Genomic DNA, 10,442 nt, shown 5'->3' with positions numbered 1-10,442 from the left:
GGCGGTGCGGCCGATTCGGTGCCGTCCCCGGAAGTAGTGTAGCTCGTCGCGCTGGTCGTCGGCGCCTCGTTAGGGTCTAGATGTCGAGGCCGCGTCACCTCAGGAAGGAACGCCGATAACCGCTGACATGAAGAACTCGGTAGAATCGTCGCGAATGCCGGTCTGCTACGCGAGATGATCGGCTTCGCCGCCGATTGGCTGATGGAAATAGAGGGGCGAGACCAAACAGCGAAGCTCATCAGGGCGAAACAGAAATGCTGGTTCTGTTCAAGCCATCGGGCTTCGGGCGCCCTCTGCATGAATCGCTGATCCAGTACCGTCAAATCTATTGCCGCCAAAAACCGATAGTCAGTCCAAGAATCGAGGCGTGACTACCAAGTTTGTCAGCCTTCGCGTTCACCCTTTCCGTCGGCCCGTGAACATGATCTTTGCACCCAGTGCATCGTCGGTCTGGATCAGCCAGCCGCTATCATTGGGCAGTTCCATCGGACCCATGCGCACCGTACCGCCGCCGTGTTCCACCGCGGCCTTGGCCGCATCGATATCGGAGACCTGAAGCGCGAAGTTCCAGTATGGCTTGGCATCCTTTTCGGGCGCGTCCATCATGGCGCCGATCATGATGCCATTGTGGTTGATGAACGTATAGTCGCCCATGTCGCCCATCGGCATCGCGCCGCCATGTTCCCAGCCGAAAAGCTCGCTGTAGAAACTGAGTGCCGCTTTCTGGTCTGTCGTGATGAGCTCGTTCCAGCTGCAGTGGCCAGCTTTCGTCGACGAAAACGCCTTGCTGTCTTCGTCGCTATTCCCACGCATGACATAAAACATCGCGCCTAGCGGGTCTCGGCAGAAGGCGAAACGACCGACCCCAGGAATGTCCGTCGGCTCTATATCTACAGCGCCGCCAAGCGATTTCACCTTTGTGGCCGAGGCGTCAACATTGTCTACCCCAATATAAGTGAACCACATGTTAGGCATGCCCGTTGCTTGATCTGGCGTATGCATCAAGCCTGCCACGGCTGCATCACCGGTGGAGGCGATCCGATAGTCTCGACCCAGACCGCCTGGCATTGTCTCGAACGTCCAACCCATGACGCTGGCATAGAACTCCTGTGCTGCATCAGGGGCATTCGTGATCAATTCATACCAGATGGGTGTCCCTTCGCGATTGGTCATGGTTCTCTCCTCTCTAACGGTTTGCTTGCTGGTCTCGACCTTGGTCGAACAGCAGCTCGATATAGCGTTTGAGGTGATCAATACTTTCGCGTGCGATTTCGCGATCACAGCTCGCCTTCGCCAGGATGAAGGCGCCTTGCAGTACCGCCTGTGTTTGGCGGGCAAGGCTCCCCGCTGTCCAGCCGACCTTGGTCATGCCGCGATCCCGCATCGCGCCCTCAATATCGGGCTCCAGCGTTGCGACGTGGCTGAAAATACTTGAGGCACAGGCGTCGCGGATTGCTGGAGAAGTTTCATACGTCTCCTGCGTCATAGTCCCAACGAGACAAGTAAACTCGGCCGGATCACCTTCGATAATCGCCTTGCGGAAATCGAGATAGGCGAGCACCCGATCGAGCGGGTCGTCCGGCGCATGATAGGGCGCGCCGGCGAAGAACGCCGAGGTCGTCTCGGCCCAGAAGTCCGCCGCAGCGACGCCAAGAGCCTCCTTGGTGTCGAAATGATGGAAGTAGGCTCCCTTGGTCACGCCGGCCGCTTTGCATAGGTCGTCGACGGTTGTCGCGGTGAATCCTTTCTTGCGGATGACATCCCGCGCGGCCTCCAGAAGGCGTGTTCGGGCATCGCCGCGTTCAGGGCTCTGTTTGGTTGGCCTTGGCATACGACATACATACCGGTTAGTTGGTATATGTCAACTTGAGGATCCACCACCCCGCCCATAGGGCGCCCCAAGCCCTACAGCAACATGCTCGAGACGACAGACGGTTGGACAGACGCTCCGAGGCGGGAGCGTCAGTCGAGGCGGGAACGGCTCTTGCGCCAATGCAGAAAGAGGAGATTCCGGATCTTCAAAACTAGGTGCGCTGCCTTTGGCTTGAGTCAGCGGTCTTGTCACGCTTCCCGTTGGGCCCTTGCGCGGTCGGGAGGACCGTGGCGTGATCTGCTGGAGCGCTACGATCTCTAAACCACTTGGTAGATCCGCTTTATTGCGGATCCGGCGTCGTTTGAACTGAAAAGTAAGCCGCGAGATCGACGATATCTCGATCTTGAAGTCCATTGGCCGCATGGGTCATGAGGTGGCCGAACGGACCGCCTCCACGTCGTCCGGCGCGGAACAGCCGCAGTTGCTGCGCGAGATATTCCTGCCGCTGACCCCGAATGCGGGGGTAGAGCGGATTGCGGTCCTCTCCGTGGCACCCGAGGCAGGCCGGCACGCCTTCCGTAGCGACGCCGGCACGGGCGATGCGTTCGCCGCGCGCCAGGCTTCCCTCCGGCGCTTCTTGGCCCCGGTCCTCCCACGCTGAAGGCAATTCCGCGAAGTGCTTTGCCAGCGCGTCGATATCGGTTTGATCCACGGCCGCCGCCGGCAGGGCCATGAAGCCGCTGGCCCTGTGGCCTTCGGCAAATGCTCTGATGCTGGCGGCAAGGTAGGCCTCGCTCTGACCAGCTATCAGCGGTGTCGCCGGGCCACCGCCGGCCCCGTCCTCGCCATGGCAGCGGCTGCATTCGGCCACCGCCTCGCTGAACGAGGTGGTGTGCAACTCGGGAGCGCCGGCCTCGCCATAAGCGAGTTGCCGGTAGGCACCGGCCTCCAGGTCGGGCAGCGTGCGCAGGAAGGCGACCATCGCCCACACCTCGTCGTCGCGGTTCTGGGTCGGCCAGGCCGGCATGCCGGTGAAGCGCACGCCGTGCTTGACGATACGAAAGAGCTCGGCGTCCTGCCATTCACCCACCGAGTAGAAGAGATCCGGCGGTCGCGGCAGCATGTTCATCGCAGCGGGCGAGCGCGGTTCCCCCGGCGACCCATGGCAAATGGCGCAGCCGCGTGCGAAATGGCCGGCCGCCGGCTTGATCGCCTCGACCGGAAGGCGTTCCGGTTCATCAACGGTCAGCGCGTAGGTGCGGACGGCCGAGCGCATGGCGAAATGCAGGAACCAGTCGGTGATCTTCCAGTGGCCGGTGGAGGCCCCGACATTGAAGAAGCCGATCCATGCAAACAGCACCGCCGCAAAAGGCAGCACCGCAAGTGCGACAGCGACATGTTTCCAGTTGATCCTGATCATCGGACAACCTCCGCAGTCGGAGCGTCATGGTTGAGCATGCGCGCGACGAGAAAGATGCCGCCGGCAAGATAGACGGCGGCGCCGACGCCGAGCATGACGACGCCACCGATCTGCTGGTCGAGGCCAGCGCCGAGCGACACGCCAAAGCAGGTGACGTCCGCAAGGCCGTAAAGTGGGCGCGGGCTGAGCGCCAGCAATGCTCCGAGCAGCGTCATGTGCATCGAGGTCAGCAGCAGTCCGAAGGCGCCCGCCAATTCGTGGCCCTGGCGAAAGGCCGCGGTCCACAGCACCAGGCCGCAGCCGAGGAACATGAGTTGTTCGATCGCGGTCGCGGCAAGCGACGCTTCCGCCAGCGCCCGCATCGCCGGCGCATGCCAGCCCCAGACGACGATGAACTCCAGCAGGGCAGCAACGACCGGCACCGCGCCGGAGGATAGCGCAGGAATGGCCGTCAGCGGCCAGCCGGAGGAGCGTGCCAGTCCCGCGGCGATGAGCGGCGCCGCCACGGCGACAACGCCCATATGCGCAAGCATGTGCGCGGCAAAACTGTCGCGCCAGGCGGCCAGCAGCGGACCGCCCCAGACACAGGCCAGCACCGCAAGCCCGCCGGATAGGAGCAGCCGCCTCATCGCAGGCACTCCGTCATGAATAGGGCCGGCAGCGCCACGAAGACCACGGCCACGAAGCTCAATCCCGACAGCAACAGCGTCGCAAAGCCTTGGAAGCGGCGCCGGCTATGCGCGGTGGCGTCGTCATGCGGCGGGTCGTAGGTGCCAAAACCCCATTGCCGCCACGCCAGCAGTGTCGAGAGCAGGATCAATGCGAGCGCCACCGCCGTGACGATGCCGATGCCAAGCCGCACGTCATCGAAATCAAGCCCCAGCAAGCCAGGCTTGGCGCAGTAGATCGCCGCGCCGACATAGCAGATGAGGAAATGCAGCGCCCAGACGATCGGCGCCGTGAACAGCGTCCACAGGGATTCGACTTCGCGGGGGAGCAGCCGGACCATCACGGCACCGCCATCGGGAACAGGCCGACGACGGCGAAAGCCGTCAGTGCGGTTACCATCATGAAGTGCCAGTAGAGCGTCACGTTGTGCATGTCCTGGTCATGCGCCGGGGTTAGCCGACCGGCAAAACTGGCGGCCAGGCACCACAGCTGCATGACGGTGCCGAGTGCGGCATGGACGAGGGTCCAGGCGATCAGGATCCAGACGATGGCCGGGTAGACGTGCTCGGTCGGGTCCATGCCGGCCTGCCAGGGGCCTTGGAACCCGGCGATTGCCGCCACAACGGTTAGCACCGCGGCGACGCTGAGCGCCAGCCGCATGGCGCCGACCATTGCCCGGCCGTTCAGTTGCCGTGCCGCGACGGTCAGCCCCCAGCTGCAGGCGAACAGTGCAAGCGCGATCATCGGCCATGTGGCGCCGGGCCCGGCAGCGCCGGCGGTGAAATCGCTGTGGATCGTCCAGTAGAAGAAATAGCCGAACACCAGGCTGCCGAATGCCGTGCCGTCGCCGACCATGGTGATAAACATTGCCCACCAGCCGACCGAGGCCGGGCCAGAGGCATAAAGCGGCAGGTCGAGATCCGGACCGGCGCGCCTGGTCGCCTGGTCCGGAATGTCGCCCGTGCCCGTCCACAGCCAGTAGAGAATGGCGCTGAAAGAGACGGCGGCGAACAAGGCTGTCGCAAGCCACCAATGGAAGGTCATGGCGACGAATGCCCCACCAAGCGAGGCGGCGGCCGCGATGGTGATGAGCGCCGGTCCGGCGACGCGCAGAACCTGGATCGGCCGGGCGTCGAGCACCGAGGTGATCATGCCCTCGCGCCGGCCATGCGGGGCGTCGGCGAGATACCAGCGTCCGTCATTGACCTGCTCGGCCAGGTCCGGCTGTTGCCAGAGCGGGCAGCGGCTCGAGATCTGGGGAATGGACCGCACGCCCCAATTGTGCTGCGGCTCGTTGATCCATTCCAGCGTCCCGGCATTCCAAGGATTGCGTTCGCCGACGGGCTGCTGGTGTTTCGGCCTGAGGACATCGATCACAACCACTAGCACGCCTGCCGCAAAGACGAAGGCGCCGACAGTTGAAACCAGGTTCAACAGGTTCAGGCCAAGCTCGTCCGGATAGGTGAAGACGCGGCGGGGCATGCCGCGCAACCCGGTCAGATGCATCGGCAAGAATGCGACGTTGAAGCCGACGAACATCAGCCAGAAGGCGAGCCGGCCGAGCCCGTCGGACAGCTTCCTGCCGTTGAGCAGCGGATAGTAGTAGTAGATGCCGGCGACGACAGGAAAGAGCATACCCCCGATCAGCACGTAGTGCAGGTGGGCGACGATGAAGTAGGTATCGTGTGCCTGCCAGTCGAACGGCGCCAGCGCCACCATAACGCCGGTCAGCCCGCCGATGACGAAGATGGCCAGCCCGCCGGTGCCGAACAGCATCGGCGTCGAGAAGATGACGCGGCCAGCCAGCATCGTGGCGATGAAGACGAAGATCTGTACGCCGGTCGGGATGGCGACTGCCTCAGACGCCGCCGAGAAGAAGGCCAGCGATATCTGCGGCAGTCCGGTGGTAAACATGTGGTGCACCCACAGGCCGAAGGACAGGAAGCCGGTGCCGACGGCAGCGAGCACGATCCACGAGTAGCCGACGATCGGCCGCTGCGCGAAGGTCGGCACGATCATCGCCATCAGCGCGATCGACGGCAGGAAGATGATGTAGACCTCCGGGTGCCCGAAGATCCAGAAGAGGTGCTGCCACAGCAGCGGGTCGCCGCCGCGCGACGGATCGAAGAACGGCCAGTCGAACATGCGCTGCATCTCGAACAGCAGGTCGCCAGCGATCAGCGGCGGGAAGGCGAACAGGATCATGCCGGCCACGATCAGCAGGTACCAGGCGAACAGCGGCATCAGGTTGATGCGCATGCCGGGCGCCCGGCATTTCATGATGCCGACGATGATCTCGACCGCCGCGGCGATCGACGCGACCTCGATGAAGGAGAGACCGAGCAGCCAGATATCGGCGCCGATGCCGGAGAACTCCTTGTCGGTGGCGAGTGGCGGATACATGAACCAACCCGAGGACGGCGCCGCATCGAAGAAGATCGAGCCGCAGACGAAGATGCCGCCGAGCAGGAAGCTCCAGAAGCCGAAGGCGCCGAGCCTCGGGAATGGCAGTTCTCTGGCGCCAAGCATCGACGGCAGAAGAAAGATCGCCACGGCCTCGAAGATCGGCACGGCGAACAGGAACATCATCACCGTGCCGTGCAGCGTGAAGGCCTGGTTGAACAGATCGGCAGACAGGAAGTCATTGTCGGGCACGGCGAGCTGGACGCGAACCATCAGCGCCAGCACTCCGGCAAACAGCATGAAGAAGAAGGCGGAGCCGGCGTACCAGAGCCCGACCTGGGTGTTGTTGACGCTGGTCCAGTAACGCCATCCGGTCGGCGCCGCCCAAGCATCGCGCAGCTGGTCGGCCTGTGCCGATCGTTCCTGCTCAGGAAGCCTCGGAGCCGGCTGCATCATTCGAGCCCCTTTAGCCAGGCGGCCATGGCCGCGATTTCTTCCGCCGGCAGCATGCCGAACGCTGGCATTTTCGCGTCCGGCTTGATGGCGCCGGGATCGGCGATGAAGCGGGCGATCGCAGTTTCGGTGTTGGGCAGGATGCCGGCGCCGATTGTCAGCCGCGAGCCGACATGGCTGAGATCGGGACCGATGGTGGCATTGGCCTCGGTTCCATCGACCCGGTGGCAGGCGCCGCAGCCATTGCGCAGGAAGGCTTCACGGCCCTCGCCGGTCGCGCCAGCTGCCGGCCGCGCGTGAGCCGCAAGCCAGGCGTCGAATTCGGTCGGCTCCATGGCGACGGCGGAGAGTGCCATCAGGGCGTGCGACGTGCCGCAGAATTCGGCGCAGGGAGAGCGGAAGGTTCCGGGCTTGGTGGCAAGCAGCGAAAGCCGGTTGGTGCGCCCGGGGATCATGTCCATCTTGCCGCCGAGTGCCGGTATCCAGAACGAGTGTATAACGTCGTCGCTCGCCAGTGCGAACTCGACGCGCTTGCCGACCGGCAGCCTGACTTCGTTGGCGGCATGCACGCGGCTGCCGTCCGGCAGGTTATAGGCGACCTGCCACCAGAACTGCTTGCCGGTCACGTCGACCCTCAGGGAGGCATCGGCGGGCGCCGCAAACGGTCGCAGGCCCGGCATCAGCCATAGCGCGAAACCCAGCAGGAAGAGCAGTGTGACCGAGGGAAAGACCGCCCCGCCCCACAGGATGAGCCGACCGGCGCCTGCATCGCTAAGCGACCGGCGTCTCCGCGAAATTGCGAACATCATCGTGCCAATCACCGCAAGCCAAATGGCGGTACTGCCTACGGTCATGACCCAGAAGAGTTTTGCGACGATAATACTCTCGTCGCCTGACGGGTCGAGCGCGGATTGCGCGCCACCGCAACCGGCAAGCATGCCTGCAAAACAAAGAACCACAAAGCTACTCGGAAGCTCATAAGATTTTTTGGATCCTACTCTGAGGCTTGGTTCTATATCGTCCTCCCGTTCTGCGGGCAGAAGCACTTTGGTTCTCAAAGGCGTTTCTTGGAGCCTCGTGCGAAACTTGGATCAGTCAGAAATGTTCCTCATGACTTCCAGTTCAGGGTTGATTTCATCAGCAAGTCACGTGAGCCCCCCTTTGGAACCGGACCTTGCTTGCACGTCAACCGTTCGGTGTCTGGTCTGTCGCCGATCCCGCTGCCATTCGTGATGGGCGTGCCGAGGATCGGCGGACCGATCACCTGCCGCGGTTCCCTGGGAACAGCATGGTCGCCCGGGCCATCAGATAAGACCGAGACGCGCTGTGAGCGGGGCAACTCGCTGTCGCTCAATTATCGGCTTTCTAATAAGAATATTCTGCTGTTAATGGCAGAATCGCAGAGCGTTATAAGGTGTCTCAGCAGGTTCGCGGCCTGCCACGATCGGGCGCGGACGCGATGATCGGCAGCACTGTGGGCGAAACGGTCAGCCTTAATCGACACGGCACCCGCTTTGGCAGCCGCCGCAGCGGCCAGATTTCCCAGCTTCGCCCCGTTGGTCTTACGAGAGGCAAGGGCGCCCTGGTACGCTCAGTGATCAGCCGGCGTTGCCTTTCGGCGAGGGTGGCATAGAGATGGAGCATGAATGGCTCGGCATCAGCGCCGAGTTCAGCGACGATGAAGGGGATGCGTTGAGCCATCAGGCCTGAGATGAATGCGACATCGCGTGACCGCCGGTCAAGCTTAGCGACTACGATCGGACAGTTGGCCCGGCGCGCTGCGGAAAGTGCCGCGGCGAGTTGGGGGCGTCGCTCCAATGCGTGTGCTCCCTTGCGGTCTCAATCTCCGTGAAGGCAGCACCGATCTTCATCCCCTCGGCCTCTGCAAATCGCTGAACGGCCGAGCGCTGAGCATCTAGACCAAGATCTGAGGACCATTCTGCTGGGTTGAGACCCTGTAGTAGGCGATTGCGCACTGCAACATGGAATTGGCCCTCGTGTTCAAACTGCAAACCACCGTTTGCAGTGTGCTCACAACCCATGAAAAGCCAAGCAGATGAGAGGAATCAGCAGAGGTGCGTCATAGCGCAAGGGCGCAATTTGCGTGCAGGGAACTTTTGCCCGCCAGCCTGCTTCAGTTGCAGTTGGAGGAGCGATGATGACAGCCAATGTGAATACGGCAGGGCCGCGAGGCGATCTGAGCCCCGCCCAGAGACGCAAAGCCAAAAAAATACAGAGTGAGACGACCGTCGATCGCCAAGGTACCGTGGTGGCCGACCTTGAGGTGCTGTCCAGGTTATTGGATTCTCGCTGGAGTATTCCTGGCACACCGATCCGGTTTGGCTTGGATGCCGTGGTTGGTCTTGTCCCCATCCTTGGCGACTCCGCCTCGGCACTGATTTCGGTCTACATCCTAACTCGCGCTCGGGCCTTGGGAGTCGAAAGGGCCTTGCTGGGACGAATGATCGCAAACGTCTTGCTGGACACGCTGATTGGAAGTGTCCCGCTCCTCGGGTCGGTGTTTGACATCTACTTCAAGGCCAACAATCGCAACATGCGGCTATTGCGTCGCCATCTGGACCGCAGCGCAGACCCCTGGCCGTAGCAGACGCTCAATCAGATGGGTTCAGCCGCATCCACGCGATCTGTGGATATTACTGCACGACGGAACTTTCGACATTCCCCGGAATTCTCCTGCGGACAGGGAGATGAATGATGGCAAATCTCGGCAGACTGGCAATTGGACTTCTCGGCATTCTTGCATATCAGAACCGCGACAAAATTGGGGATGCTATCCGCGGGATGGGGAAGGGCGCAGACCCGAACAATCCGCAACGTGGTATATTGGACCAACTGTCAGAAGGCGTCTCCGGCACTGCGCTGGGAGATGTACTCGATCGTTTCCGGCAGAGTGGATCGGCTTCGAAGGTTGACTCCTGGGTTCGTAATGGGCCGAACGAACCCATCGGAGTCCCGGAAGTAGAATCCGCGATTGATGAGGAAACGCTCGCATCCCTATCGAGGCAAACAGGCTTGTCACGCGATGAGCTTGTTTCTCGGATTACGCGGGATCTGCCCCAAGCAGTAGATGCACTGACACCGGACGGAACTTTAGCCGCAGGCTCTGCGCCCGACCGGGAAAATCTGCTCGATGATGTACCTGCACGGACGTGATCGGCGATGGATTAGAGTCCTCGCCTGGACAACCCTAGCGATAGCCGCAACTTTGGCAGCCAGTTCGCCGGCGGTCCCGGCGGATTCCCCGGAATGGAAACCGTTTGGATTTCGCAGTCTTGGTGTCATCTTCGAAGTACCGCCCGGTTTCGAACTAGCAAACACAACTGAAGATGGCCAAGGTGCTACGTTCCAGACGCTAGAGAGCGGGTATCTCGCGGTATGGGGAGACAACCTTCCCCTGCAAGAATTCAAAGCTGCCGTTCGAGCGCAACTCAGGTCCGACGAGGCCCAAGGCTGGAACGTTTCCTACCGGCGCATCACCCCTACCTGGGCAAGCTATTCCGGGACCAGGAATGGTCGCATTCGCTATTTCCGGGCAGTCGCAGTATGCGATAGCAGGGCCGGCTTTTTCCAACTGGACTATGATTTTGGCGAGAAGCTGCACTACGATCCAATTGTGGTACGAATGGTGAAATCGCTGAAGCCAGCAGGTTGTTAGCCGCATTC

Annotated in this window: 11 protein-coding genes; 3 read left to right on the top strand and 8 right to left on the bottom strand. The window is 62.0% G+C overall.

Annotation, left to right across the window (positions count from 1 at the left end; translation table 11 throughout):
- Positions 1 to 396: 396 nt before the first annotated feature.
- From ACT2BZ_RS05305 to ACT2BZ_RS05270, 8 genes are all read right to left on the bottom strand, one after another.
- Positions 397 to 1,173 (bottom strand): VOC family protein, encoded by a 777-nt coding sequence (locus tag ACT2BZ_RS05305; RefSeq protein ID WP_457939806.1) that lies wholly within the window; start codon positions 1,171 to 1,173, stop codon positions 397 to 399.
- 13 nt (positions 1,174 to 1,186) lie between these two features.
- The gene (locus tag ACT2BZ_RS05300) at positions 1,187 to 1,831 is read right to left on the bottom strand and encodes a TetR/AcrR family transcriptional regulator (RefSeq protein ID WP_457939805.1); all 645 of its coding nucleotides are present in this window, start codon (positions 1,829 to 1,831) and stop codon (positions 1,187 to 1,189) included.
- A gap of 322 nt (positions 1,832 to 2,153) precedes the next feature.
- Positions 2,154 to 3,233: a c-type cytochrome gene (locus ACT2BZ_RS05295; protein WP_457939804.1), complete on the bottom strand. Its 1,080-nt coding sequence runs from the start codon at positions 3,231 to 3,233 to the stop codon at positions 2,154 to 2,156.
- Positions 3,230 to 3,862, bottom strand: a complete 633-nt coding sequence (locus tag ACT2BZ_RS05290) for a cytochrome c oxidase assembly protein (protein WP_457939803.1) — start codon at positions 3,860 to 3,862, stop codon at positions 3,230 to 3,232. The genes ACT2BZ_RS05295 and ACT2BZ_RS05290 overlap by 4 nt, the downstream gene beginning before the upstream one ends.
- Complete coding sequence (locus tag ACT2BZ_RS05285) at positions 3,859 to 4,242, bottom strand: hypothetical protein (RefSeq protein WP_457939802.1); 384 nt, start codon at positions 4,240 to 4,242, stop codon at positions 3,859 to 3,861. The genes ACT2BZ_RS05290 and ACT2BZ_RS05285 overlap by 4 nt, the downstream gene beginning before the upstream one ends.
- The gene (gene ctaD / locus ACT2BZ_RS05280) at positions 4,242 to 6,758 is read right to left on the bottom strand and encodes a cytochrome c oxidase subunit I (protein ID WP_457941230.1); all 2,517 of its coding nucleotides are present in this window, start codon (positions 6,756 to 6,758) and stop codon (positions 4,242 to 4,244) included. The genes ACT2BZ_RS05285 and ctaD overlap by 1 nt, the downstream gene beginning before the upstream one ends.
- On the bottom strand, positions 6,758 to 7,612 hold the full coding sequence (gene coxB / locus ACT2BZ_RS05275) for a cytochrome c oxidase subunit II (RefSeq protein WP_457941229.1): 855 nt from the start codon (positions 7,610 to 7,612) through the stop codon (positions 6,758 to 6,760). The genes ctaD and coxB overlap by 1 nt, the downstream gene beginning before the upstream one ends.
- A 565-nt stretch (positions 7,613 to 8,177) precedes the next feature.
- Positions 8,178 to 8,576: a recombinase family protein gene (locus ACT2BZ_RS05270; protein WP_457939801.1), complete on the bottom strand. Its 399-nt coding sequence runs from the start codon at positions 8,574 to 8,576 to the stop codon at positions 8,178 to 8,180.
- A gap of 337 nt (positions 8,577 to 8,913) precedes the next feature.
- Here ACT2BZ_RS05270 and ACT2BZ_RS05265 point away from each other — a divergent pair, with 337 nt between their 5' ends.
- The 3 genes from ACT2BZ_RS05265 (at position 8,914) to ACT2BZ_RS05255 (ending at position 10,434) form a co-directional block, all read left to right on the top strand.
- Complete coding sequence (locus ACT2BZ_RS05265) at positions 8,914 to 9,363, top strand: DUF4112 domain-containing protein (RefSeq protein ID WP_457939800.1); 450 nt, start codon at positions 8,914 to 8,916, stop codon at positions 9,361 to 9,363.
- Positions 9,364 to 9,470: 107 nt separating this feature from the next.
- The gene (locus ACT2BZ_RS05260; protein WP_457939799.1) at positions 9,471 to 9,932 is read left to right on the top strand and encodes a YidB family protein; all 462 of its coding nucleotides are present in this window, start codon (positions 9,471 to 9,473) and stop codon (positions 9,930 to 9,932) included.
- On the top strand, positions 9,910 to 10,434 hold the full coding sequence (locus ACT2BZ_RS05255) for a hypothetical protein (protein WP_457939798.1): 525 nt from the start codon (positions 9,910 to 9,912) through the stop codon (positions 10,432 to 10,434). Before ACT2BZ_RS05260 ends, ACT2BZ_RS05255 begins: the two co-directional genes overlap by 23 nt.
- Positions 10,435 to 10,442: the final 8 nt, after the last annotated feature.

The organism is Mesorhizobium sp. 10J20-29 (assembly GCF_054130485.1).
This window is presented reverse-complemented; position numbering and strand designations above follow the sequence as displayed.